Below are 24,088 nucleotides of genomic sequence, written 5' to 3'. Positions count from 1 at the left end.
GGTGACGTCCCGGAGGACACGATCGGCTGCCCCAACGGGCAGCCGGCCAGGACTTCAGACCGGTAGCGGCCTCATCCGGTCCGGCATGTGCGCCCGTAACGTGTCGTGCAGGAGGGTGACGTCCTCGGCGTCCAGGACGACCGTCCCGGTCGCACACGCCAGCACAGCCTCACCGGTGCGCTGGTCGGGCACGTACCGGAGTGCCACATCAGGCACAGCGCACGACTCCGCCTGACGAATCGCGGTCAGCAGCTCCGACACCCGTTCGTACCCCAGCCGCGCGCTCCACCGCAGCGCGGCCGGGGGACGAACGAACAACCTGAGGCCTCCTGCGGCTCGGCGAACCTCGACGCACGTCAACACCGCACAACCTCCTACAACGTCCTCACCAGCGAGACTAGCCAGAAACCCCGGGCATCAGCGGTGCGTGTCACCCGTTCGGTTCACTGGTAGCAGGGCTTCTCGAACTTGAAATCTTTTGCTGTCGAGCCGGTGAAAAAGTCCTCTACCAGCGTCACTCCGGTCGGAGCGGCGTCGTCCGGGCGGTAGATGAGTGACTGACGGAACAGTGCATCCTGCGCAGAAGCGGAGAAATTGCCTGCACCCGAAGGAAGCATGCCTTCGTAGTCCACCGAGGTGAGCTGGCGCACCGCGGCGAGCAGTCCGGCACGCGTCAGGTCCTTGTTCGACGCGGCCTTGTCGAGCGCCGCCTTCAACGGGTACGCCCACACCCAACCGGCCGTGTAGCCGTCGTTCGGCGTGACGCCGGGCAGCGCCGCACGCATCGCGGTGTGGCCGACGGACTCGGTCGCCCACGCCTTCCACGGCGCCGACTGCATGTACAGCGCCTTGATCGCGGGAGCGGCCGGCGACTTCAGCAGACCGGGGTTCCACGTCGGCGAGGTGCCGATGAACTTGCCCTTGTACCCGCGCGCCGCGGCCTGTCCGACGATCACGGCCGCATCCGTCGGGCCGGTCGTCAGGATCACGAGATCGGGCTTCTTCGACGCCACGGCGTCGATCGCGCCGCCCTGGTTGTCCTGGCCGCTCTGGGTGGTCACGTTCTCGAACGAGAGCCCGCGCTTCTCGGCGGCGATCTTCGCTCCGGCGGCCGCGTCGTCGCCGTAGTCACCGGCGAGGTGCACGGCCATCACGGACTTCACGCCGAGCTTCTCGACGGCGTAGTCGACGCTGTTCATCGACTCGACGCAGTAGTTCGTGCCGGACTCCAGCACCACTTCCTCGAAGCCCCACAACGAGGTCCACGACGCCGGCACCGACACCATCTGCGTGTTCTCGAGGTCCGGCAGGATCGCCACGGTCGTGGGCGAGCCCAGCGTCTGGGTCAGCGCCAGGATCTTGCCCTTGATCTCCTGGTAGACCTGGTTGTGGATCTGCGGGTTGTACTTGTTGTCCTTCACGTACGTCGTCACGTCGATCTCGTAGCCGCCGATGCCGCCGCGGTCGTTCACGCGCTTCCAGAACGCCTTCTGCGCGTCGGTGATCGGCACGGCCAGCGTCTTGAACGGGCCCTCGGTGAGGTCCGAGATGGTGCCCAGGTAGATGCAGCCCTTGGCCTTGTCGACGGCCTGCGGGCACGCCTCCTTGGTGACGCCGAAGTCGACCTTGATCCCGCCCGCGCCCTCCTGCGGCGCGGCGCCGTCCCCGCCCCGGCACGCTGCCAGAAAAAGAACCAGTACCCCGACTGACAGTGTCGATTTTTTGGAGCAGCTCAATCGCTTACCAGACATGGGGATTCTCCTCAGTACGAGAACGGCCAGGTGCGCCAGTAGTTGCGGACGCGCACCCAGATGCCGAACAACCCGCGTGGCTCGACGATCAGGAACACGATGATGAGCACGCCGTAGAGCACGGCCTCCACCTGGAAGACCGTGACCACACCGGTGGCGTCACCACTGATGAACGGCAGCACCGCGGGCAGTTCCCTGGTGATGCGTGGCAGCAGCGTGATGAACAGCGCGCCCATGATCGCGCCGGAGATGGTGCCCGCGCCGCCGATGAGCACCATCGCGATGTACTGCACTGACAACAGCAGGCTGAACGAGCCGGGGTCGAAGAACCCGTTCATCACGAACAGCAGCGCGCCCGCGACACCCGCGTAGAACGAGGACACCGCGAACGCCAGGACCTTGTACTTCGTCAGGTCCACGCCGATCACCGACGCGGCCAGGTCCCGGTCCCGCACCGCCGCGAACGCCCGCCCCACGCGTGAGCGCACCAGATTCCGTGCCAGCACACCGAAAATCACCAGCAGCACGAACATCACGAGATACAACTGCTGTGCCGCCGTGAACACCGCGTTGTCCCGGTCCAGCCGCACCCCGAACAGCTCGGGCACGGCAGCGGGCCGCCCGACTCCCGGCCCGCCGGTCAGCGACGTCCACTCCCGGAACACGTGCTCTCCCAGGAAGACCAGCCCCAAAGTCACGATCGCGAGGTACAACCCGCGCAACCGCACCGCCACCGGCGCGACCAGCACGCCGAAGAACGCGGCCACCAGCCCCGAGGCCAGCAACCAGATCGGCAGCGACGTGATGCCGAACCCGATCACCCGCCCGGTCTCGGGCCCGCTCAAAGCCGCACCCGTGTACGCACCGATCGCGAGGAAGAACGCGTGCCCCAACGACACCTGGCCCGCGTAGCCCGTCACGATGTTCAGCCCGATCGCCCCGATCGCAGCCACGAACCCGGTCGCGAGCAGCTGCAGCAGGTCGTCCGTGATGGCGAACGGCAGTACCAACGCCAGGACGACGAGTCCGCCGGTCCAGGCACGCTTCGGACGCGTGTTCAGGAACGCCATGTCTTGGGCGTAAGAGGTGTACAGCTCAGGACGACCCTTCACAGCCGTTCCACCTCCCGCTTGCCGAACAACCCGTAAGGTCTGACGAGCAACACCAGCAGCATCAACGCGTACGGCGCGACCAGCCCGAAGTTCGGCCCGAGCCACGGCGCGAAATCACCCTGGTAGGTCCCGAAAAGCGACTCGACAACGCCGACCGCGAGCCCACCGACGACCGCGCCGCCCAACGACTCCAGGCCGCCGAGGATGATCGCGGGCAACGCCTTCAACGCCACGATCCACAGTTGCTGGTCAACGCCCGCGCCCGTCGCCACGAACACACCCGCCAGCGCGGCCAGTCCACCGGCCAGTGCCCACGACAACGCGAACACCGACCCGACCGAAATCCCCTGGGCCAGCGCGACTTCCTGGTCGTACGCGACCGCGCGCATCGCGAGCCCGATCCGCGAGTACCGGAAGAACGCGAACAACGCGACCGTCACGACAGCGGTCGTCCCGATCATCACGAGATACCGCTGCTGCACCTCGGCGCCCAGGAAGTTCATCGTCGTCAGGCCCCACGGATCGCCGACCTGCCGCACCTCCAGCCCGATGAACGCGTTCGTCACCACCCTGACCACGACGTCCACGCCGATCGTGATGATCGCGACCACGAACACGGGTTTGCCGACCATCGGCCGCAGCACAGTGCGTTCGACACCCAACGCCAGCACCGCGATCACCACGGCCGCCACCAGAACAGCGCCGAAGAACGACACCTGCGGGGCCAGGTACGAGACCAGCACGGCGCCTGCCAGCATGAACGCGGGCTGCGCGAAGCTGATCACCTGCGTCGACTTGTAGATGATCACGAAGCCGAGCGCGAGCAGGGAGTAGATCGATCCGGTGCCGAGGCCGCGGATCAACGACTGCAGGAACTCATCCATACATCGACTCCACGAGGTCGTCGAACATCTTGCCCAGCGCGGATCTCTTGACCTTCTGCGTCGCGGTCAGCTCGCCGTCCTCGTGGTCGAGCTCCTTGGGGAACATGCGGAACTTCTTGATCTGCTCGACGGAAGCGAACTTCGCGTTCACCTCGGTCACGATCTTCTGCACCAGTTCGAGGACCTCGGGCTTCTCCGACAGGTCCCGGTAGGTGGTGTAGGGCAGCTTTCGTTGCTGGGCCCAGTGCCCGACCGTCTCGTACTCGATGCCGATCAACGCCACCAGGTACGCCCGCTGGTCGCCGATCACCACGGCTTCCTTGATGTACGGCGAGGTCTTCAGCGCGTTCTCCAGCTCGGACGGCGCGATGTTCTTGCCGCCCGCGGTGATGATGATGTCCTTCATCCGGTCGGTGATCTTCACGTGCGTGCCGTCGACCCACTCGCCGACGTCGCCGGTGTGCAGCCAGCCGTCGGTCACCACCTGAGCGGTGGACTCGGGATCACGCCAGTAGCCCGCGAACGTCCCGCCATGACGAGTGAGGATCTCGCCGGTCTCCTCGTCGATCCGCAGCTCGATACCGGGCTGTGGTTCGCCGACAGTCCCGACCTTGACTCGACCGGGACGGTTTCCCGTTGCCACGGCGGTGTTCTCGGTCATGCCGTAGACCTCGTGCATCGGAACTCCGATGCCCATGAAGAACTTCAGCACGTCCGGCGCGATCGGCGCGGCACCGGACGAGGCGTACCTGACGTGCCGCATGCCGATCCGGGCCTTCAACGCCCGGAAGCAGAACAGCCATCCCAGCGCGTACATAGCCCGGCTGGAACCCGTGTGCCTGCCGCCCGTCGCCACCAGCGTCGAACCGATGGACTCCGCGCGACGAAGCCAGAACCGCGTGACCGTGCGCTTGAGCCAGGAAGCTGACGACACCCCGATCGTGACGCCCGCCAGCACCTTCTCCCAGATGCGCGGCACTCCGAACAGGATCGTCGGCTGCACCTCGCGCAGGTTCGCCTGCACGGTCTCGATGGACTCCGCGAAGTGCACCTGCACGCCGGAAGCCGCGCTGAACCACGTCGTGAAGATGCGTTCGGCAACGTGGCACAACGGCAGGTACGACAGCGTGACATCGGTGGAGGACGGTGGCGGCGAAGTGAAGCCACCGCCCTCCACCAGCACGTGGACGGCGAACTCGACGTTCGCCACCGTGAGCATCGCGCCCTTGGGCGGTCCGGTGGTGCCGGACGTGTAGATCAACGTCATCACGTCGTCCGGCGACGTCTGCGCCATCCGTGACGCCAGCTCGTCGCCGTGCGAGTCCCGGTACCGCGCCCCCATCGCGAGGAAGTCGTCCCACCACACGAGTTTCGGGTTGTCGTAGCGCCCCCGGATGCCGCGTGGTTCGAGGTAGACGATCCACTCGAGGTCCGGGGTGTCCTCCAGGACCAGCAACGCCTTGTCGACCTGTTCCTGGTCCTCGGCGATGAGGATCCGCGCACCTGAATGCGACAGCAGGTAGGCGACTTCGGACGCCGGGTTCGTCGGGTACAGCCCGACCGTGATGCCGCGCGCCGCGACCACTCCCAGATCGGCGTAGAGCCACTCGCGACGGTTCTCGGAGTGGATCGCCACCCGGTCGCCGGGCTCCAGGCCCAGTGACAGCAGCGCGTCGCCGACCAGTTCGACGTTCGCCCAGTACTGCGCCCACGAGACTTCCTGCCAGATGCCGAAGTCCTTGGCGCGCATGGCGATCTGGTCCGGCGTGTTGGTCGCTCGGTCCCTCACGCGGGTAACGACGGTGGTGGTCATGTCGTCACGCTCTTGTGCTGCTCGCCGAGGTAGGCGCGGATGACGTCCGGATCGGCCTGCACCTCGGCCGGCGTGCCGGTGCGGATCGGGCGGCCGAAGTCCATCACCATCACGCGGTCGGCGAGATCCATCACGAGGCCCATGTCGTGCTCGACCATGATCATCGGGATGGACAGCTCCTCGCGGACGTCGAGGATGTACCGGGCCATGTCCTCGGTCTCCTCGACGTTCATGCCCGCGACCGGCTCGTCGAGCAGCAACAACTTGGGTTCCATCGCGAGCGCACGGCCCAGCTCGACGCGCTTCTGCACGCCGTAGGGCAGCAGACCTACCGGGAAGCGGCGCCACTGCTCCAGCTCCAGGAAGTCGATCACGTCCTCGACCGCCGACCGGTTCTTCAGCTCCTCGTTGCGGGCTTTACCGAGCCAGAGGAACGCGGACAGCGCGCCGTAACGCATGTGGTTGTGGCGGCCCAGCATGAGGTTGTCGACGACGGTGAGGTGCGAGAACAGCTCGATGTTCTGGAACGTGCGGGACATCCCGCGAGCGGCGATCCGGTGCGGCCGCATACCCAGCAGGTCCTCGCCGTTGAACCGCACAGAGCCCCCTTGCGGCCGGTAGACGCCGCTCAGGACGTTGAAGATAGACGTCTTGCCGGCGCCGTTCGGGCCGATGATCGCGAAGAGTTCGCTCTCCCCGACCTCGAACGACACCCCGTCGACGGCCACGACGCCGTCGAACGCCAGGCGGATCCCGTCGACGCTCAGGACAGCCATCGTTTCCTCCGCTTGTAGTGCTTGACCGCGCGGAACGAGGAGGTGCCGAGGCCGAGGTAGAACTCGCGGATGTCGTCGTCGGCGAGGAGCGCCGCGGCGGGCTTGTCCATGACGACCTTGCCGGTCTCCAGGACGTAGCCGTGGTCGGCGATGGACAGCGCCATGCTGGCGTTCTGCTCGACCAGCAGGACCGTGGTGCCCTGTTCGTTGATCTTCACGACGAGGTCGCGGATCTGCTGGACGAGCAGCGGTGCGAGCCCGAGGCTGGGTTCGTCGAGCAGCAGGTATTCGGGTTCGGACATCAACGCCCGGCCGATCGACAGCATCTGCTGCTCGCCGCCGGACAGATAGCCCGCACTCCGTCTTCGCCGCTCGAGAAGCCGCGGGAAGAGCTCGTAGCAGCGCTCGAGGTTGCTCTTGAGGCTCCTGGGGCGGGCGTGGCCACCGACCTTGAGGTTCTCCTCGACGGTGAGCTCGGCGAGGATTCTGCGGCCTTCCAGCGCCTGCTTGATGCCCCGGTCCGCGATTTTCGCTGGTGAGAGCTTGTGGATCGGTTCACCGTCGAGCGTGATCGAGCCCTTGGTGACCTTGCCGTCGTGCACGTCCAGCAGGCCGCTGAAGGCCCTCATCAGCGTTGTTTTCCCAGCTCCGTTGGCTCCGAGCAGGGCCACTACCTGGCCTTTGGGCACCGTGAGGCTCACGCCGCGGAGCACCAGCATCACGTCGTCGTAGACAACCTCAAGGTTGTTCGCCTCGAGCACCGGCGCCTCCTAGGGCCTGCGATGCCGATCAGTATGACGTGGATCACAGTCAGTTTGACCACTCTGGGCGATTTCGTGATGCGCAGATCGCGAGTGGTCCACCACTCTCCGTGTCTGTCCAGAATGGACCGAACACGATGTGTAACAGCGCGTGTCACGGGTACTCACCTGGTGCAAGCAACTTCATGAGGAGGAGGTTTCGTGACCACCATTGAGAAGTCGGTGGACGTCCACGTGCCGGTGAGCACGGCGTACAACCAGTGGACCCAGTTCGAATCCTTCCCGGCGTTCATGGACGGCGTCGAGAAGATCGACCAGGTCACGCCGACCAGGACCCACTGGACCACGAAGATCGGCGGTGTCGTGCGCGAGTTCGACGCCGAGATCACCGAGCAGCACGCCGACGAGCGCGTCGCTTGGACCACGGTCGACGGGCCGCCACAGGGTGGCGTGGTGACGTTCCACCGTCTCGACAACGACACGACTCGGGTGCACCTCCAGATGGAGTACGACCCCGAGACCTTCACCGAGAAGGCCGGTGCCGCGCTCGGCGTGGTCGGGCATCGCATCGAGGGTGACCTGAAGCGGTTCAAGGAGTTCATCGAGAACCGCGGCGTCGAGACCGGCGCCTGGCGGGGCGACGTCACGCCTCCGCCCCAGGTCTGATCGCGGTGCGAGTTGACGCCAGATCAACACGCGGCGTTCGAGGAGCTCTCCCGCACCGGACGTGACTCACAGCGCTACTACGCGCTGCGAGACCTCCTGGTGCGGGAGTACCTCCCGCTCGCCCGTCACATCGCTCGCCGGTTCAGCGAACGCGGCGAGCCCATGGAAGACCTGGCACAGGTGGCCGCGGTCGGGTTGATCAACGCCATCGACCGGTTCGACGTGGGGCGGCAGACGGACTTCCTGTCCTATGCCGTCCCCACGATCACCGGCGAGGTGCGCCGGCACTTCCGCGACCAGTGCTGGGCGGTACGGGTGCCGCGCAGGTTGAAAGAGCTGTGCGACTCCATCGACGGCGCCACCGCCGAGTTGTCGCACAAGACCGGGCGATCTCCTACTCCCTCCGAGATCGCCCGGCACCTGGCGGTCCCGCTGTCCGACGTCTACGAGGGTCTGCGCGTGGAGAAGAACGTCGCCTTCGCGCCGCTGGACTCGCTGGAGTCCTCGACCGTCGACGACCCGGCGCTGGAAGGTGTCGAGATCCACGAGGCCCTGCAGCCGATGCTGCGGGGCCTCCCCCGGCGCGAACGGACCATCGTGGTGCTGCGGTTCTTCGGCCGGCTGACCCAGACGGAGATCGCGCGCCGCGTCGGGATCTCCCAGATGCACGTCTCGCGCCTGCTCACCAAGTCGCTGGAACAGCTGCGCCACGATCTTCTGGCAGAGGAATGAGAATGGGCGAGCGGGAATGTCCGGTTTTCGCGATACTCGGGGAATGAACCGGTTGCGGTGGCCCCAGAAGCTGGCGATCAGCACTGGTGCCCTGCTCGCGCTCTGGGGAGTGGCCGGGTTCTTCGTGACCGGCTTCTCGTCCTTCGCCGGCGAGTCCGACACCTCGATCCTGCTGCTGCGGGTGAACCCGCTCCAGAACACCATCCACCTCGTGTTCGGTGTCGCGCTGGCGCTGGCGGCCTTCCGGCTCAAGGCGCTGAGCGGCGTCGGGCTGCTGACGGCGATCATGTTCCTGGTGATCTTCGGGCTCGGGCTGGCCCGCTACGACGACCAGGTCGTCAACTTCCTCAACGTCAACCCCGGCAGCAACGCGCTGCACCTGTTCGCCGGGTTCGCTGCCCTGGCGGCGGCTCAGGGCGCCGCGTGGTGCCGGCAGTGCGACCGGGTGGCGGCGCTCAAGACTTCTTGAGCAGCTTGCGCACCGCCCGTTCCGGATCTCCGTTGCCGATGACCTCGCCGCTCTCGAACGCCTCGACCAGGTGTGGGTCCACGTAGGACTTCCGCGCGACCGCCGCCGTGTTGCCCAGGCTTTCCGCCACTTCCTTCATCACCGCGCTGATGGCGCGCTTCGACGGTTTGCCGCGTTCCTTCAACGCGTGCGCGAACGCCTGGGCCGCTCGGACCGTCGCGTGCCACGTGCGGAGGTCCTTCACGCTGAACTCGTCGCCGACCAGTTCGCGGAAGCGTTCGTTGATGTCGTCGGCGGTGAGGTCGAAGACGCGGCAGTCCGGGGTCTGGTCCTTGAGCAGCGAGCGGACGGCCCGCGCGAGCTTCGGGTCGGTGATCTCCTCGTCCACCTCGACGCCGTGCTTGGCGGGAAACCGGAACCTGACGCGGTCGCCGCGCACGCTGAGGTGCTCGCACAGCAGGGTCGCGACGCCGTGGGTGCCGTTGTCCTCGGCGTACTCCTCGTGGCCGACGCGGAAGACGCCGAGGTCGAGCATGCGCAGGGCAATGGCCAGCAACCGCTTGCGGCCGCGCGACCTCATGTCCTTCTCGATCTGCTCGCGGAAGCCCCGCAGGCGTGGGGCGAGCGTGAGCACGCGGTCGAACTTCTCGGCGTCGCGGTCGGTGCGCCACTTCTCGTGGTAGAGGTACTGGCGGCGTCCCGCGTCGTCGTAGCCGATGGCCTGGATGTGACCGTTGGGGTGCGGGGAGATCCAGACTTCCTGCCACGCGGGTGGGATGACCAGGGCTTTCACCCTCTTCACGTCGTCCGCGGTGAGGGTCTTCCCCTGTGCGTCGACGTAGCGGAACCCGCTGCCGTGACGCTTGCGGGTCCAGCCCGGTCCCGCCGGGTCGCTGCGGCGCAGTCTCATTCGGCCACCTCGTGGTTGATCAGCACGAAAGGCGGGTACCCGCTCGCCGATGAATGACTACACGGTCGGTGTGGAACAAGAGTTCCTCCTCGTTGATCCCGAGTCGCGGCGGCCGGTAGCACTGGCACCCCGAGTCCGGGAACTCTCCCGCGCGCCCGGTGATCTCGACGTCCAGGGTGAGCTGACCCCGTTCCAGATCGAGATCGCCACCGGGATCACGCACAGCTTCGAGGAACTCGGCGAGCAGGTGAGGCGCGGCCGGCAGGTGTTGGTCGAGGCCGCCGACAAGGCCGGGTGCCGGTTGGTGGCCACAGGCATGCCGCCGATCGGGAAGGCCGGTCCCCCTCCCGGAACCGATGACCCCAGATATCACCAGATCGAGTACTCGCACCGAAGACTCGTGATCGGGCAGGGTGCGTGCGGGCTGCACGTGCACGTGGGTGTGGAGAACAAGGGCGAAGCGCTGGCGGCGTCGAACAAGCTGCGGGCGTGGCTGCCGACGCTGCTGGCGTTGAGCGCGAACTCCGCGATCTACGAAGGGGAAGACACCGGGTACGCGAGCTGGCGGTCGATGGTGTGGTCGCGCTGGCCGGTGAGCGGGCCGCCGCCGTCGTGGGAGGGTCCCGAGCACTACGACCGGACCGTCGAGGCGATCATCTCGACGCAGGCGTTGCTGGACCGGGCGATGGTGTACTGGGACGTGCGCCCGTCGGCCGATCATCCGACGGTTGAAGTGCGCGTTGCGGACATTCCGCAGCTGGCAACGGAAGTAGTCGTTCTCGCGGAGCTGATCCGGGCCCTCGTCGTGACGGAACCCTCCGAACAGCGGGTGGACGATTCCGTGCTGCGGGCGGCATATTGGCGGGCGTCGCGCGACGGGGTCGACGGACTGGCCGCCGATCCACACACCGGAAAACTCTCCCCCGCGTTCGACCGGGCAGAACAGCTCGTTGAGCACGTTGCGGTCGCGCTGCGCGATCGCGGCACTCTGTCTACTGTGGAGCAGCAGTTGGACTGGTTGCGCCACAACGGCTGCGGTGCCGCTCGGCAACGACGCTGCCCGGACCCCGAGTCCCTTGTGGACATGCTGATCGCCCGAACGCGTGAGGAAACCTGATGCGCCTCCCCGCACCCCGCGGCCACATGAGCTCCGCCCTGGTCGCCGCACTCAGTGAACCGCCGGTCCCGCGCCCGGCGTTGCTCGTCAGCGGGGGCACGAGGGAGGCTTTTCTCGACGACGACCTGCAGCTGTCGTTGTGGATCTGCTACGAGCTGCGGATGCGCGGCTTCGACGACGTCGCCCCCGGCTGGGAGGACAACGCGGTCCTGGCCCAGTTCCACGCGGCCCTGGAGGCGCGCTGGGAGGAGGCGCTGCGGACGTTGTCGGAGGTGACGCAGCCCGCGGTCATGTCCACCGACGGCCTCGACGAGCTGCGCAGGCACCACGCGTTCTGGCAGCCGCGCCGTGAGATGCGCTCGGTGCTGCGCGACATCCAGGGCGACGCCTACGGCACCCGCTCGGAGCGCGCCCACTCGGTGCTCTTCGCCGTGACGCTGCGCGACGCCGACCCGGCCGGCGTGGACGAGATGCCCGCCCTGACCCTGTCCCTGGTGAACGCCCTGTCGTTGTTCGGCCTGCACCAACGGCTGGTGGGCTGCCTGGTCGGCTTCCTGACCGCCGTGGACACGATCGGCGGCGACCCGTTCGCCCAGCTGCTGCCCGTCCAGTGCCCGCCGGACGACGTCCGCCTCGGCTTCACCGTGTGCCACGAGCTGCACGCCCGCCTGACCCAGCACGTCGACGTCTGCCTCGCTCAGGGCCGCACCTCGCTGAGGGGGCGTTGGCTGGTGTCGCAGGACAGGGTTAACGTGGGCTGTTGAATTTTGCTCTGAAGGGAGAACCGTGCCCGACCCCACCGCTCTGGCCTCCGTGGTCGTCGACCGGATCGCACCGGACGTCGTGGTGCTGCACGTGTCCGGCGAGCTCGACACCACGAGCAGCAGCGAGCTGACCACGCCCCTGGACAGTCACGTGGTGTCCGCGAACCGGGCAGTCGTGGTCGATCTCGGGGGCGTGAAGTTCCTCGGGTCCGCCGGGCTGGAGGCGCTCGTGCTGGGGCAGCAACGGGCAACCGCTGCCGGCGTGGACTTCGTGGTGGTGGCTTCCGCCCGCGCGGCGTTGCGGCCGATCGAGGCGACCGGGCTGAACTCGGTGTTCACGATCCTGGGGACGATGGACGAGGCGGCGGAGCGCTACGCGTAGCCGTTACCAGGGAAGCGTGCCCTCGGCGTCGAAGTAGCCGCCGGTCGGTCCGTCCTGCCCGATCTGCGCCATCCGCACGATGATCTCGGCACCCTGTTCGACGGTCTGCCGCCCGCTGCCTCGGTTCAGGTCAGTGGCGGTGAAGCCGGGCTCGACGGCGTTGATGCGCATCCGCGGGAACGCCTTCGCGTACTGCACCGTGACCATGTTGACCGCGGCCTTCGACACCGGATACGCGACACCGGGATAGCCGCTGCCCTCGGCGGCCGTGGCCAGCGAGGCGAGCCGGCTGCTGACGTTCACCACGACCGGCGACGACGACCGTTCCAGCAGCGGCAGGAAGGCGTGCAGCACCCGGACGATGCCGAAGAGGTTGACCTCGAACGTCTCCCGCATCAGTTCGGCCGTGACCTCACCGGCCCCCACCACACCCTGCTCGGTCCACTCCGGAGCGATGCCGGCGTTGTTGACCAGCACGTCCAGCTCCCCCACGACCTTCGCCGCCGCGGCGACCGACTCGTCCGAGGTGACGTCGAGCTGCACGAACCGGGCGCCCACCTCGGACGCGGCCGCCTCCCCTCGCGAGGAGTCGCGGCTGCCCAGCCACACGGTGTGGCCTGCGAGGACGAGCTGGCGGGCGGTCTCCAGGCCGAGGCCCTTGTTCGCGCCGGTGATGAGCACAGAAGCCATGCCGTCACGCTACGACCTGGAGCGCGCTCCAGCGCAAAGCATTAATCCTGGCCGATGTCCTCGTACCAGAGCTCGGGGTGCTGGGCGATGAACGACGTCATCATCTCGACGCATTCGGCGTTGTCGGCGATCGTGATGCCGACCCCGTGCTCGGCCAGCCAGTCGTGGCCGCCGTAGAACGTCGTGGCCTCGCCGATCAGCACGTTCGAGATGCCGAACTGGCGCACCAGGCCGCTGCAGTACCAGCACGGCGACAGCGTCGTGACCATCGTCGTGCCGCGATAGCTGCGCTGACGGCCGGCGTTGCGGAAGGCCGAGGTCTCCGCGTGCATGGAGGCGTCGTTGTCCTGCACGCGCCGGTTGTGGCCCCGGCCCAGCAGACGGCCGTCGCCGTCGAAGAGCGCGGCGCCGATGGGGATTCCGCCTTCGGCGAGTCCCATCCGCGCCTCTTCAACGGCGACGGCCAGCATTTCTTCAGCGGTCATGCGGCTGAAGTTACTTCGTCTTGAACAGCTTCACGGTCATCGACGTGCCGCTCTGACGCAGAACCTTCAGGCCGACACCGACGGCGGGCAGCTTCACGCCCGCGTTCGGCTGCTCGGCGAACCAGAACTGCTTGGTGTCGTCGAACGTCGGCTGGGCCGCGGCGCCGCGGATGTAGGAGGCCTTGCCGTTGACGTGCAACGTGAAGGAGTCCGACTTCTGCAACCCGAACGGCGCGTCGTAGCCGCCGACGGTCGGCGACCAGCGCTGGCCCTCGAGGTTGTAGATCGGCGCCGGGTTGGCGTCGATCGGGAGGATCAGGCCCTCACCGGGGTGCTCGCTGACGTTGTTGTCGAGGAAGCTCGTGTTCCACAACGACACCAGCAGACCGTCCTGGTACGGGAAGTGCTCCACGAAGTCGGGCTTGTCCGGGAAGCTGTACCGGTACGGGCCGGTCTTGTTGTACTTGCCGTACGACTCGTAGGTGCGGTTCGACGCGACGTAGAACTGGTCGAACGTCTTCGTCTCCTTGCCCGCGGTCGTGCGGAAACCACGCGTGGTCCACGGCGAAGCGGACTCCGCGCCGTCGGTGAGCACCGGCACGCCGTCGGCGGTCACGGTGATCTGGTCGGCGAAGAAGCCTTGCAGCGCAAGGGCACCGTCGGTGCGGTAGGCCAGGCGCAGCTTGGTGTTCCTGCCGGCGTAGGCGTTGAGGTCGACGCTCAGGTCGACCCACTGGCCACCGGACGACGCGCTGAGCGCCGGCGCGTTGGCCGAGTCGCGCTGGAACGGCTGCCCGTTCGCGACGCCGTCGAGCTGGGTCCAGCTGCCGTCCTCATTGGACGCTTCGACGTAGAGGTAGTCGTAGTCCACCTCGATGTCGTAGCGGGCCTTCATGCTCAGCGACGCCGACGTCTTGCCGCGCAGGTCCAGCGGGACCGTCATGGAGTGGTCGAGGTCGTTGCCCTTGTCGCTCCACCACATCTTGGTGCCGGCGAAGGGCGCGCCGTAGTCGAACGACTTGGAGATGTCCGGCAGCACCACGACGAGACCCTGGGCCTTGGCGGTGTTGTACTCGTGCGGGCCGAGCTCGAACACCTTCTCCTGGCCCGCCACCGCGACCTCGTAGTCGAGCCAGCCGAGCTGCAGCTTGTCCCACGCGGAGAACTCGTTGGCCCGCTCACCGGGAACCTCGCCGGGCGCGTTCACCCGGTTCTGGGCCATGATCGACCACCAGTTGACGCCGTTCGAGCCACCGGCGGTGTCGTAGTGGTCCGGCAGGCCCAGGTCGTGACCGAACTCGTGCGCGAAGACGCTGACGCCGCCGTTCTCGGGCTGCACGGTGTAGTCGCCGACCCAGATGCCGGTGTCACCGACCTGCGCACCACCGAGCTTGTTCGTGCCGGGGCCGGTCGAGTAGTTCTTGAACGCGTAACCGCGGTGGCTCCACAGCGCGTCCTCACCCTGCAACGGGTCACCGTCGGCCTGGTCACCGCCGGCGTGGACGATCTGGAAGTGGTCGATGTACCCGTCGGGCTCGTTGAAGTCGCCGTCGGAGTCGTAGTCGTAGCGGTCCCACTCGTCGTACTGCGCGAGCGCCGCCTTGATCTGCTCGGTGGTCTTGCCGGCGGCCTGCTGGTCCGCGACCCACTGCGAGACGGCGTCCTTGATGAGCTCACGCGAGTTGTTGCAGATGTTGTCGGCGCACGGGTACCCGTTGCTGCGGCCGTAGCGCGCCTCGTTGTACTTGACCTTCACCCAGTCCGAGACGGTGCCGCTGACCGTGTACCGGCCACTCGACTGCTTGTCGTAGAAGTTCGCGACCGAGTTGGCGTCCTTCTTGCGGCTGAAGTACAGGTCCTGGAAGTACTGCCGGCTGAAGTCGGGCTTCCAGATCGTGGTGTTGTCGACGGCCCGGTTCGGCTCGGGAATCTGGTTGCGCACGGGCCCGTCGAACCGCTGCGGCCCCGGCACCGCGGGGTTCGTGTCGCGATCCGGGTAGTCGGGGTGCCGCTCGTTGCCGAACTCCGCCAGGATCACGAAGATCTTGTCGGTCTTCTCCCGCTCGAGCTCGACGTACTGGTCCTTGCCCTGCTTCTTGCCGACCTTCGCGACGGTGCTGCTGCCGCGCTTCTCGGTCTTGGCCTCCCCGGTCAGCACCTCGGCCAGCGCCTGCTGCTTCAACGCGCGGCGCTTGACCTCCAGCTCGTGCGGCTGCTCGTCGGACTGCCGCGCCTCCTGCTTCTCCGGCTGCGCGGGCGGTGTGGCGGTGGCCGGCGTGACCAGGCCCGCCGTGATGAGCGTGAGCGCCGCGGCTCCCGCCAGTAGTCTTCGCACGGTTCGTTCCCCTCTCGGAATCCGGAGGGCACGCTACGTAGCCGACTTGAGACTCAACACGTCCGAAAGTCGGGACTAACCAGACAAGCCGATGTCCAGCATCGCGTCCTCGGCCGTGCCGCCGAGCTCCGGGTCGTCGAGGAGCTCCCGCAGACGGGCGACGACCTCGGGCACCACCACGCCGTCGAACATGGCCCGGCACGGCTCTGGACCTCCAGCGCGGAGCTCGTCGTGCCACCGCGCCACGCACTCGGCGATCACGATCTCGGACGATCGTGCGATCCAGTCGGCGAGGTCACCGATGACGGTCCGCCGGAGGCTCACTTCGGCGGCAGCGCTTCCACGAACTCACGGCACCGCCCCACCCAGTCGTCCAGCACTGAGTCCTCCGACACAGCGGCACCGTCCACAACAACCCAGCCCTTCATCGGCCGCCCCGTGAAGTCGAAGACCCGAGCCCCGGGCTGAGCCAGGGCGTCGGCCTGCCCCTCCGGCCCGACGCGGGCGATCAGGTCGGTGCCCATGACCCCGACCAGCATGTTTCCGTTCCACATGAACACCAGCCCGCCGAACATCTTCTTCGTGATGACGCCCGGCAGCGGTCCCAGAACATCGCCCAGCCGGTACGCCAGGCCTTCGTCGTACGCCACACGCTGAATCTTGTCTCAGCGAGTTGCCAGGCGCCTCTCAGATTCGTGTGGCTTGATGGACATACAGGACATTAGGAGGCCATCTTGTTCGGCTTGGTCGGCTTCGTGCTCTATTGGCTGCTGACGCTGTTCATCCTCGTGATGATCGGCCGGATGATCGTCGACTGGGCCGTGACGCTCGAGGCCCGCGGCGACTGGGTGTGGAAGGTGCGCAGGGTGACGCACGGGGTGACGGAGCCCGTGCTGGCGCCGGTGCGGAAGGTGTTGCCGCCGCTGCGGTTCGGCGGGTTCGGGCTGGACCTGGCGTTCACGGTGGTGTTCATCGCCGCGTTGATCCTCAGGTCGATCGTGTGGTGAGGACGCCGGGGTTCAGCACGCCGGCGGGGTCCAGCGCGGCCTTGGCGCCGGCCAGTGCCAGGGCGAAAGGAGCCGGACGCTGGCGGGTGTACCAGGGCATGTGATCGCGGCCCACTGAGTGGTGGTGAGTGATGGTGCCGCCCGCGTCGATCAACGCCTCCGACACCGCGGCCTTGATCTCGTCCCACTGCGAGGTCAGGCTGCCCCACCTGCCCGGCGCGTAGATGCCGTAGTACGGCGCCGGACCGTCTGGGTAGACGTGAGTGAAGCGGCACGTGACGACTCCGATGCCGCACACCGCGCGCAAAGCAGACGTCGCGGCTGAGACCACCGCGGCGTGCAACTCCGCGAAACGATCCCACGTGCAGGCCGTCTCGAACGTCTCGGTGATCATCCCGTGCTGGGCCATCACGTCACGCTGGTAAGGCATGCGCAGGAACGACTTCCGCCACTGCGAAGCCGCCCCTTCGACGACCTCGCCGTCCCCGCACAGCTCCAAAGCCCGTGCCAGCAACGCGTCCACCGGGTGATCAGCCGACTCGAAAGCCAGCACCAGCACCGAAGAGGCCGCACCGGCGTTCAAGAAGGCCTCCGCCGGATCGAGCAGACGGCAGTTGGCGGGATTCAGCCCGGACTGCGCGATCAACCGCGTCGCCTCGACCGCGCGCTCGAACGACGCGAACCGCACCGAAGCCCCCGCACGGAAAACGGGCGGCGACTGCAACCGCATCCACGCCTCGGTGATCACACCGAGCGTCCCCTCGGAGCCCAGGAACAACCGGTCAGGCGACGGACCGGCCCCCGATCCCGGCAACCGGCGCGACTCGGAAACGCCGGCCGGAGTCACGACGCGGAGCGACTCGGTCAGGTCGTCGATGTGCGTGTAGAGCGTCGCGTAGTGGCCACCGGCACGGGTCGCGAGCCAGCCACCGAGCGTCGAGAACTCGAACGACTGCGGGAAGTGCCGCAACGTCAACCCGAAAGGCTTCAGCTGCGCCTCCAGCGACGTCCCGAACACCCCCGCCTGGATCCGCGCGGCACGGGACACCGGGTCGACCTCCAGCACCCGGTCCAGCAACGAGAGATCCATCGTCACCACACGGTCCAGGTCCCGCGGCTCCACCCCGCCGACCACGGAAGTGCCGCCACCGAACGGAATCACCGCGACGTCATGCGAAGAACACCAGTCCAGCACGTCGACGACGTCCTGCTCGGTACGCGGCCGCGCGACAGCGTCCGGCAACGGCCCGACCACCCCGGCGAGATTCCGCGTGACATCGCGATAAGCCTGCCCACGGCCGCGCGAAAGCCGATCAACGACGTCAACGGAGTAGAGATCACCTGGTGGCACAACGCGCGGCGGCGGCACGTCCAGCGAGGAGGGATCCGGCGCGGAGTGGAACGTCAGGTCCGCGTCCGGCAGCACCGCCCGCACACGGGAGACCAGCTCACGGCGTTCATCCGGGGTGACGGCGTCCTCGACGTTGCCCCAGCCCCACCACGACCTCGTTGTCATGGCGAGCAACCATAAGCGAAACACCAAAGTTCCGGAATAGCGTGAGTAGAAGTACTCGCGCGCACAGCACGACCACAGCGCTACCGTCCGAGCTATGAAGTCCCTGGGGGTCGCACTTCTACTGCTGCTGGCGGCTGTGCTCGGCGCAGTCGGTGTCTACGTGATCAGACCTGACGGCAACAGCGACACCGACAAGACGGCGGAGAAGGTCGCGGCGCGCATCGGCTACCCGGTGCCGCGCGACGCCAACGCCTACGCCCGTGCGGCACTGGAGGGGCACACCGACCCGAAGTACTTCGCGGTCGTCGAGATCACCGACAGCCCGACGGACGACCCGCAGAAGGTCCGCGCCACGCTGGTGTTCCGCATCTACGACCCCGGCACCTCCGAGTCCCCGCCGTCCTTCCGGCTGTGGGAAGAGGACCCGGTGACCGCCTGCTACCGAGCCGACTTCAACTACTACGGCGTGCTGGGCAGCGGCCCCGAACGCGTCCGCTGCCCCGAGAACGCCAGGCCGATCACTCCCCCGCCCGTCCAGAAGACGGGCGTGCCGGACACCTACCTCGAGGCCTTCAAACAGATCCTCACCGAACTACCGCCCACCGTCACGCAGGACGAGGTGCTCGCGACCCTCCACACCAGGCTGCCGCCGGTACCGGTCGACGAGCAGACCAAGCTGCCCTGGGCCGAGCCGCGCCTCGACGCCTTCGTCAAAGACGGCCAGATCGGCGTCATCGCCGCAGGTGGCGGGTCATGCCTGAACGGCGTGCGACTGGCCGACGGAACGGTTGCCGCGTGGTACCCGCCTCGCGTGCAGACCCAGCCCGGCGAGTACGGATGTTCCGGCGAGAGCGCGCTGGCGCTCTACAAGGTGCCGCCGCCGCACTGATCAGCCCGCTCCGAAGCACACGAACCCGACGGCGGCAGCGTAAGCAGCGTCGTCGGCAGCGGCCCGTTGCACCGCGGCCAGAGCCTCGGCCGGCGCCATCCCGGCGGCCAGTTTTTGGTGCAGCTCCACCATCACCGGCGCCGTTCCGTCGGTCGGCACCGGCACCACGGGCGCGATCAACGTCCGGGTTCCCAGCCCCAACAGAGCAGCTGTGAACCCCATCAGCTCATCGCCGGGCCGGACCGCCGACTGCCCGGTGTCACAGGCCGACAGCACCACTCGCGTCGGAGGCTGGTGCAGCCGCTCGATGTCGTAGACCGTCAACGGCCCGTCGGCCAGCTCCAGAGCCGAGAACAGCGGGTTGTCGACGCGGAACGACCCGTGCGCCGCGATGTGCGCCAGCGCCGCACCGTCCATTGCGGACGCAACAGCGCTCACGGTCGCTTCCGAGTCAACGAGAACACGACCGGGAACGTGCGAGCTGATCGCCTTGATCTCGGCAGGCGCGGCCGCCATCCGCGGCCCGGCCGCCAGAACAGCCTCTCCGGAAGCATCGGCAACGGAACAGGCCCGCAACCACACCGAAGCCGACGGCGCGACCGTCACCTGACGCTCCAGCACCGCCCAAGGCAACCCGTTCAACGCCCCGGTCGGCACCACGACCAGCGGCCGTCCGTCGATCCGCGAGGCCAACGGCACCATCAACCGCTGAGCCAGCAGAGAAGCCGCGTGAGCAGCAGAAGACCGCGCCACAGCCAGGTTCGGCAGCTGCGGCGGCAACGTCACCAGCCGGTGCAAAGCGAAGCGCAGCAAGCGAATCTCGCGGACCACACCCTCCGCCGACCCGAGCGGATGAAGCGTTGCCCGCCCACCTGCCAGGACGACGGCCATCAACGAGCCGTCGTACTCCACGAACTCGATCAGCGCCGCAGTCCCCAACGCGGCAGCCAGCGTCGCCACCGGCGGAGGCTTGAACACCGAGACCTCACCGGACATCTGCCGCGTGAGGTCGCGCACCCGCTGCTCGGCCCGCACCAGCTTCACCCGCAACGCACCCGCGGGCTTCCCGGCCAGCAACGCGGACTCGATGTCGGCCGAGACCGCCCGCAACGCCGCCAGCGCGTCCTCGAGCCGGGGATCGTCCGGCGGCGACACGGCCTTCATCCGCAACGCGCCCGCCCGCCAGCTCTCGGTCCACGACAGCACCCGAGCGGCGTTCCCGGACGCCACGGCCAGCCGCAGCCCCTCGAGCGCCAGCGCCTGCCCCTGCACCCCGGTGGACGCCCGCAGCTCGGCCGCCCCCAGCGAGACCCGGTACTCGTCCAGCAGCCCGATCCCCCGGCGCAGCGCGGCGGACGTTCCCCGGACATCACCGGAAAGCTTGCGCCGCAACGCTTCCGCGTACCACCCGCGCACCCGCAACCCGGCCGGGCCGCGCAACCGGGCAGCAGCGGCGGCGGACAGCTCCGACACCGCCCGCGAGCGATGACCGAGATCGGCCGCGACCAGCCCGGCGTCGATCCGGGCCTCCAGAGCCGGCAACCGCCAGTCCATCGCGTCCAGCTCGGAGGCCACCCGCGACAACGCCAGCCGCAACGGCCGGGTCCGGTCCCCGCGCAGAACGGCGGCGTGCAGCTCCAGATACCGCGCCCCGGCCGCCCACAGGAGCCGTTGCTCGCGGCGGAACCGGCGCCGCGCCTCAGCGGCGAAGCCATGAGCCGCATCCGGATCGTCGTCCAGCAAGGCGATCCGCGCGCGGAAGTACAGCGCCTCCGAGACGCCCAGCGGGTTCTTCAACGCCTTCAGCTCGATGATCGCCCGGTCGGCGGCCGCGCGCGCCTCGTCCAGCAGCGGCACCGACACCAGCAGCTCCAGCCGGTTCACCAGCAGCACGGGACGCATCACGTCCAGCCGCCGGTGCACCTCCTCGGCCTTGTCGAACAGGGTCAGCGCGGCCGGCACGTCACCGGATCGGGTGGCCATGATGCCCGCGTTCCAGTGCACGTCGGCGACACCCAGCTCCTGGCCGAGCTCGCCCAGCAACGTCGCCGCGCGCTCGAAGTCCGCCGACGCCTCACGCATGTCGCCCACGTACGCGCGCACGAGCCCGCGGTTGTTCAAGGCCCGCGCCTCGACGAGCGTGTCACCGACGCGGCGGGCTCCGGCGATCGCGGCGGTGTAGTCGCGCTGGGCGTCGTCATGACGCGTCAGGTAGTGGAAGACAACGCCGCGCTGCATCAACGCGGCCACCGCGTCGGCGCCGGCGAGCTCAGGCATCGCGTCGTCGAGCGCCTTCAACGCCTGCTTGTGCTTACCGGTGTAGACGAGCACCCACGCCAGGCTCATTTGCGCCAATGCGGACAAACGGGGCAACGAAGCGTCGCCCGCGATCTTGATCGAGCGACGCAGGTGCCGAGCCGCACCGGGGAAGTCGTGCATCTCGCGCAACGCGAGGCCGATCGCACGCTCGGCGATCGACCATTCCGAGCGATCATCCGTCGTGCGGAGCACGGCGCGGGCCATCTCCACGGCCGCGCGCGGGTTGCGCTGCCTGGCCTCCAGCGCGTCCTCCGCACAAAAGTCGGTCACGGCATCACTTTATCCGGTGTGGTAGTTTGATCAAGCTCGGTCGGGGTGCCCGTCAACGCTGCTTTAGTGAGGCCGTGGTGTCGAAAACGCCAGAAAGCGCGGAGCTTTACCAAAAAGCTTTTCTGCAGCTCATCGCCGAGGACAAGAACATCAGTTTCCACGCCGAACGCGGGCGTGAATTCCTTTACCGGCCTGGTCAGCTGCTCGTCAGCGCCGAGGATCAGCAACGCGTGATCGAAAAGCTGCGCGAAAACAACATCGTCGCCCGGCCCGGCGAGGGATTCGCCGGAATGGCCCGTTTGACGTTGCCGAACAACGCCGAGGACATTCCTCGCATCGTTCGTTTGTTGAGAGATCAACGAAATTGGCCGAACCAGCGGGTGCCGCTGGTCCAGCCGCACCACGTGATCGTCGGTCACGGCGGCCTCATCATGGGCAACCCCGGCGACCGGCCCTACCCCACCGACCCGATCTCCGCGCCCAAGTCGGACGAGCGCCTGAGGGACGTCCGGGTCGGTGTCATCGACACCGGCATCTCCTCCGGCGCCGACAGCGACCACTCCGACTGGTTCGCCGAGCGCTACGTCAAGGAGGCGGACGATGTCGACCCCGCCTTCAGCAACGGTGACGTCTTCGCGTTGCAGGGCGGGCACGGCACGTTCGTCGCGGGCGTCATCCAGAACGCGGCGCCCGGCGTCACGTTCGACCCCGAGGTCGCGCTCGACGCGAACGGCTTCGGCGACGAGGAACGGCTCTGCCGCAAGATCACCGAGCTGGGCCGCAAGAAGGTCAACGTCCTCAACCTCTCGCTGGGCTGCTTCACCGAGGACGACGTGGCGTCCGAACCGATGCGGCGCACGATCGAGGCCCTGCCGGACGACATCGTCGTGGTGGCGTCGGCGGGCAACCAGGGCACGCAGCGGCCGAGCTGGCCCGCCGCGCTGTGCCGCGTCACGGCCGTCTCCGCCGCGGAGCAGACCAAGGACGGCGCGATCATCCCCGCCTGGTACTCGAACTGGGGCCACTGGGTGGACGCGTGCGCGATCGGCAACCGGGCGTCGACCTACCTCAAGGGCGAGTGGAAGCTCCCCGGCGAGGGCTCGACGCCGTTCGCGCTGTGGGCCTACTGGTACGGCACGTCGTTCGCCGCGCCCCTGGTGACCGGACGGATCGCCGCGACGATGGCCTCGGACGGCATCACCGCAGCTCAGGCACGTGACAAACTGTTGAGCGAGCCGGAGTTCCACCCCGGCTACGGAGTTTTTGTCAAATAGTTGTATCTGGGGAGCAACCTCGGCCTCCGCCAGTTGTGACCGCAAGGAGTCGACGTGACCGCAGGATCCCCGATCGCCGTGCTCGTGAGCGCGGCGGCCGAGGGCGACCAGTCGGCGTGGAACGAGATCGTCGATCGGTACACGCCGCTGGTGGTGTCGGTGATCTACAAGCACCGGCTGCGCCCGGCGGACGCGGCCGACGTGAACCAGACGCTGTGGCTTCGGCTCGTGGAGCAGATCGGACGGCTGCGCGAGCCAGAGGCACTACCCGGCTGGATCATGACGACCACCCGCAACGAGTGTCTTCGCGTGCTGCGCGTGCAGCAGCGGACGCATCTCTACGACCCGTTGTCCGAGTCCGATGCGCTGGAGTCGGAGCAGATCGACGCGGACGTGGAGGCGGACCTGCTGGCAGTGGAGCGGCGGCAGGCGTTGCGGGACGGGTTCGCCGAGCTCACGGACCAGTGCAAGCGGTTGCTGACGAAGCTGATGACCGACCCGCCGCCGAGCTACCAGGTCGTGAGCGAAGAGCTCGCGATGCCGGTCGGCAGCATCGGCCCGACGCGGATACGTTGCCTGGAGAAGTTGCGCAAGACCCCTGCGCTCTCAGCATTCCTGGGATCGCCGGCGACGAGAGGAGGTGTGCTGGGTGCGGCACGACTGGGACAGTGACGAAGTACTGCTCGACGCCTTGCGCGACGCGTTGAGCACACCTTCGGAAGACGTACCGCCGGAGTTCGTGGAGGCCGCGAAGGCCGCCTTCACCTGGCGCAGCATCGACGAGGAACTGCTGCTGATCACGTCGTACGACTCCGTGCTGGACGACACGCTGTTCGCCCGTGCGCGGTCGACGGCGACGGCGAGGCAGCTGGTGTTCGACGCGAACGACGTGTCGTTGCAGGTCGAGGTGTCGGCCGCGGGGATCACCGGTCAGTTGATGCCGGCGGTCGGATCGGTCACGCTGGTGACGCCTTCCGGCGACCACGAGACCGCGGCGGTCGACGAACTGGGGATGTTCGTGATGGGGGTGGCACCACGCGGACCCGTGAAGTTCCGGTTCGCAAGTGGTTGCACCGATTGGTTTATCCTCTGAACACCATTCGAGTGATGGTGGAATTCATTCGTTCGGCCTACATCTGCGGCCAGTAGGGTTGTCGACGCTCAGA

Annotated in this window: 27 protein-coding genes; 11 read left to right on the top strand and 16 right to left on the bottom strand. The window is 67.7% G+C overall.

Annotation, left to right across the window (positions count from 1 at the left end; all coding sequences use genetic code 11):
- Window positions 1–54: 54 nt before the first annotated feature.
- The 7 genes from ABZ345_RS24160 to ABZ345_RS24130 form a co-directional block, all read right to left on the bottom strand.
- Window positions 55–318 carry a hypothetical protein gene (locus ABZ345_RS24160; protein ID WP_359852774.1) on the bottom strand — a complete coding sequence of 88 codons (264 nt, stop codon included), beginning with the start codon at window positions 316–318 and terminating at the stop codon, window positions 55–57.
- Window positions 319–443: 125 nt separating this feature from the next.
- On the bottom strand, window positions 444–1,751 hold the full coding sequence (locus ABZ345_RS24155; RefSeq protein WP_359852771.1) for an ABC transporter substrate-binding protein: 1,308 nt from the start codon (window positions 1,749–1,751) through the stop codon (window positions 444–446).
- An 11-nt stretch (window positions 1,752–1,762) separates the two neighbouring features.
- On the bottom strand, window positions 1,763–2,863 hold the full coding sequence (locus ABZ345_RS24150; protein WP_359852768.1) for a branched-chain amino acid ABC transporter permease: 1,101 nt from the start codon (window positions 2,861–2,863) through the stop codon (window positions 1,763–1,765).
- Window positions 2,860–3,747 (bottom strand): branched-chain amino acid ABC transporter permease, encoded by an 888-nt coding sequence (locus ABZ345_RS24145; protein ID WP_359852765.1) that lies wholly within the window; start codon window positions 3,745–3,747, stop codon window positions 2,860–2,862. Before ABZ345_RS24145 ends, ABZ345_RS24150 begins: the two co-directional genes overlap by 4 nt.
- Window positions 3,740–5,560 carry an AMP-binding protein gene (locus ABZ345_RS24140; RefSeq protein ID WP_359852762.1) on the bottom strand — a complete coding sequence of 607 codons (1,821 nt, stop codon included), beginning with the start codon at window positions 5,558–5,560 and terminating at the stop codon, window positions 3,740–3,742. Before ABZ345_RS24140 ends, ABZ345_RS24145 begins: the two co-directional genes overlap by 8 nt.
- Window positions 5,557–6,336: an ABC transporter ATP-binding protein gene (locus ABZ345_RS24135; RefSeq protein WP_359852759.1), complete on the bottom strand. Its 780-nt coding sequence runs from the start codon at window positions 6,334–6,336 to the stop codon at window positions 5,557–5,559. The genes ABZ345_RS24140 and ABZ345_RS24135 overlap by 4 nt, the downstream gene beginning before the upstream one ends.
- Window positions 6,324–7,097 carry an ABC transporter ATP-binding protein gene (locus ABZ345_RS24130; protein ID WP_359852756.1) on the bottom strand — a complete coding sequence of 258 codons (774 nt, stop codon included), beginning with the start codon at window positions 7,095–7,097 and terminating at the stop codon, window positions 6,324–6,326. Before ABZ345_RS24130 ends, ABZ345_RS24135 begins: the two co-directional genes overlap by 13 nt.
- 201 nt (window positions 7,098–7,298) lie before the next feature.
- Between ABZ345_RS24130 and ABZ345_RS24125 the strand changes: the two genes are divergently transcribed.
- From ABZ345_RS24125 to ABZ345_RS24115, 3 genes are read left to right on the top strand one after another with little or no spacing between them, the layout of a single operon-like run.
- The gene (locus ABZ345_RS24125; RefSeq protein WP_359852753.1) at window positions 7,299–7,763 is read left to right on the top strand and encodes an SRPBCC family protein; all 465 of its coding nucleotides are present in this window, start codon (window positions 7,299–7,301) and stop codon (window positions 7,761–7,763) included.
- Between the two features lie 12 nt (window positions 7,764–7,775).
- Window positions 7,776–8,495, top strand: coding sequence for a SigB/SigF/SigG family RNA polymerase sigma factor (locus tag ABZ345_RS24120; RefSeq protein ID WP_359852751.1), 720 nt, complete (start codon window positions 7,776–7,778; stop codon window positions 8,493–8,495).
- A 43-nt stretch (window positions 8,496–8,538) separates the two neighbouring features.
- On the top strand, window positions 8,539–8,964 hold the full coding sequence (locus tag ABZ345_RS24115) for a DUF4383 domain-containing protein (RefSeq protein ID WP_359852748.1): 426 nt from the start codon (window positions 8,539–8,541) through the stop codon (window positions 8,962–8,964).
- Here ABZ345_RS24115 and ABZ345_RS24110 read toward each other — a convergent pair.
- Entirely contained in the window at window positions 8,951–9,874 is a 924-nt protein-coding gene (locus tag ABZ345_RS24110; protein ID WP_359852746.1) for a DNA topoisomerase IB, read from the bottom strand. The genes ABZ345_RS24115 and ABZ345_RS24110 overlap by 14 nt on opposite strands.
- Before the next feature lie 49 nt (window positions 9,875–9,923).
- On the opposite strand from ABZ345_RS24110, the gene ABZ345_RS24105 reads away from it, so the two are divergent.
- The 3 genes from ABZ345_RS24105 to ABZ345_RS24095 are packed head-to-tail and all read left to right on the top strand — an operon-like array spanning window position 9,924 to window position 12,137.
- Window positions 9,924–10,991: a glutamate--cysteine ligase gene (locus tag ABZ345_RS24105; protein ID WP_359852744.1), complete on the top strand. Its 1,068-nt coding sequence runs from the start codon at window positions 9,924–9,926 to the stop codon at window positions 10,989–10,991.
- Complete coding sequence (locus ABZ345_RS24100) at window positions 10,991–11,755, top strand: iron-containing redox enzyme family protein (RefSeq protein ID WP_359852742.1); 765 nt, start codon at window positions 10,991–10,993, stop codon at window positions 11,753–11,755. Before ABZ345_RS24105 ends, ABZ345_RS24100 begins: the two co-directional genes overlap by 1 nt.
- Window positions 11,756–11,777: 22 nt before the next feature.
- Window positions 11,778–12,137: an STAS domain-containing protein gene (locus tag ABZ345_RS24095; protein ID WP_359852739.1), complete on the top strand. Its 360-nt coding sequence runs from the start codon at window positions 11,778–11,780 to the stop codon at window positions 12,135–12,137.
- A 3-nt stretch (window positions 12,138–12,140) separates the two neighbouring features.
- On the opposite strand, the gene ABZ345_RS24090 is transcribed toward ABZ345_RS24095, so the two are convergent.
- The 5 genes from ABZ345_RS24090 to ABZ345_RS24070 all read right to left on the bottom strand — a co-directional run bounded on the left by ABZ345_RS24090 (window position 12,141) and on the right by ABZ345_RS24070 (window position 16,297).
- Window positions 12,141–12,827, bottom strand: coding sequence for an SDR family NAD(P)-dependent oxidoreductase (locus ABZ345_RS24090; protein ID WP_359852736.1), 687 nt, complete (start codon window positions 12,825–12,827; stop codon window positions 12,141–12,143).
- Between the two features lie 41 nt (window positions 12,828–12,868).
- Window positions 12,869–13,312, bottom strand: coding sequence for a nucleoside deaminase (locus ABZ345_RS24085; RefSeq protein WP_359852733.1), 444 nt, complete (start codon window positions 13,310–13,312; stop codon window positions 12,869–12,871).
- A 10-nt stretch (window positions 13,313–13,322) separates the two neighbouring features.
- Complete coding sequence (locus ABZ345_RS24080) at window positions 13,323–15,647, bottom strand: immune inhibitor A domain-containing protein (RefSeq protein WP_359852730.1); 2,325 nt, start codon at window positions 15,645–15,647, stop codon at window positions 13,323–13,325.
- Window positions 15,648–15,722: 75 nt separating this feature from the next.
- Window positions 15,723–15,971, bottom strand: coding sequence for a hypothetical protein (locus ABZ345_RS24075; RefSeq protein WP_359852728.1), 249 nt, complete (start codon window positions 15,969–15,971; stop codon window positions 15,723–15,725).
- Complete coding sequence (locus ABZ345_RS24070) at window positions 15,968–16,297, bottom strand: TfoX/Sxy family protein (protein ID WP_359852725.1); 330 nt, start codon at window positions 16,295–16,297, stop codon at window positions 15,968–15,970. The genes ABZ345_RS24075 and ABZ345_RS24070 overlap by 4 nt, the downstream gene beginning before the upstream one ends.
- Window positions 16,298–16,381: 84 nt before the next feature.
- Between ABZ345_RS24070 and ABZ345_RS24065 the strand changes: the two genes are divergently transcribed.
- Window positions 16,382–16,654, top strand: a complete 273-nt coding sequence (locus tag ABZ345_RS24065; protein WP_359852723.1) for a YggT family protein — start codon at window positions 16,382–16,384, stop codon at window positions 16,652–16,654.
- Here ABZ345_RS24065 and ABZ345_RS24060 read toward each other — a convergent pair.
- Window positions 16,635–18,170, bottom strand: coding sequence for an FAD-binding oxidoreductase (locus tag ABZ345_RS24060; RefSeq protein ID WP_359852721.1), 1,536 nt, complete (start codon window positions 18,168–18,170; stop codon window positions 16,635–16,637). The two genes, ABZ345_RS24065 and ABZ345_RS24060, sit on opposite strands and share 20 nt — an antisense overlap.
- Before the next feature lie 94 nt (window positions 18,171–18,264).
- On the opposite strand from ABZ345_RS24060, the gene ABZ345_RS24055 reads away from it, so the two are divergent.
- Complete coding sequence (locus ABZ345_RS24055; RefSeq protein ID WP_359852718.1) at window positions 18,265–19,059, top strand: hypothetical protein; 795 nt, start codon at window positions 18,265–18,267, stop codon at window positions 19,057–19,059.
- Here ABZ345_RS24055 and ABZ345_RS24050 read toward each other — a convergent pair whose 3' ends face one another.
- Complete coding sequence (locus tag ABZ345_RS24050) at window positions 19,060–21,648, bottom strand: CHAT domain-containing tetratricopeptide repeat protein (protein WP_359852715.1); 2,589 nt, start codon at window positions 21,646–21,648, stop codon at window positions 19,060–19,062.
- Window positions 21,645–22,067: a hypothetical protein gene (locus ABZ345_RS24045; RefSeq protein ID WP_359852713.1), complete on the bottom strand. Its 423-nt coding sequence runs from the start codon at window positions 22,065–22,067 to the stop codon at window positions 21,645–21,647. Before ABZ345_RS24045 ends, ABZ345_RS24050 begins: the two co-directional genes overlap by 4 nt.
- Here ABZ345_RS24045 and ABZ345_RS24040 point away from each other — a divergent pair.
- Genes ABZ345_RS24040 through ABZ345_RS24030 form a run of 3 tightly spaced genes read left to right on the top strand, consistent with a single transcriptional unit; the run spans window position 22,053 to window position 24,015 of the window.
- The gene (locus ABZ345_RS24040; protein WP_359852710.1) at window positions 22,053–22,922 is read left to right on the top strand and encodes a S8 family serine peptidase; all 870 of its coding nucleotides are present in this window, start codon (window positions 22,053–22,055) and stop codon (window positions 22,920–22,922) included. The genes ABZ345_RS24045 and ABZ345_RS24040 overlap by 15 nt on opposite strands.
- 54 nt (window positions 22,923–22,976) lie before the next feature.
- Window positions 22,977–23,594, top strand: a complete 618-nt coding sequence (locus ABZ345_RS24035) for a sigma-70 family RNA polymerase sigma factor (protein WP_359852707.1) — start codon at window positions 22,977–22,979, stop codon at window positions 23,592–23,594.
- Window positions 23,572–24,015, top strand: coding sequence for a hypothetical protein (locus ABZ345_RS24030; protein ID WP_359852704.1), 444 nt, complete (start codon window positions 23,572–23,574; stop codon window positions 24,013–24,015). The genes ABZ345_RS24035 and ABZ345_RS24030 overlap by 23 nt, the downstream gene beginning before the upstream one ends.
- Window positions 24,016–24,088: the final 73 nt, after the last annotated feature.

The organism is Lentzea sp. NPDC005914 (assembly GCF_040629405.1).
Taxonomy (GTDB): Bacteria; Actinomycetota; Actinomycetes; order Mycobacteriales; family Pseudonocardiaceae; genus Lentzea.
This window is presented reverse-complemented; position numbering and strand designations above follow the sequence as displayed.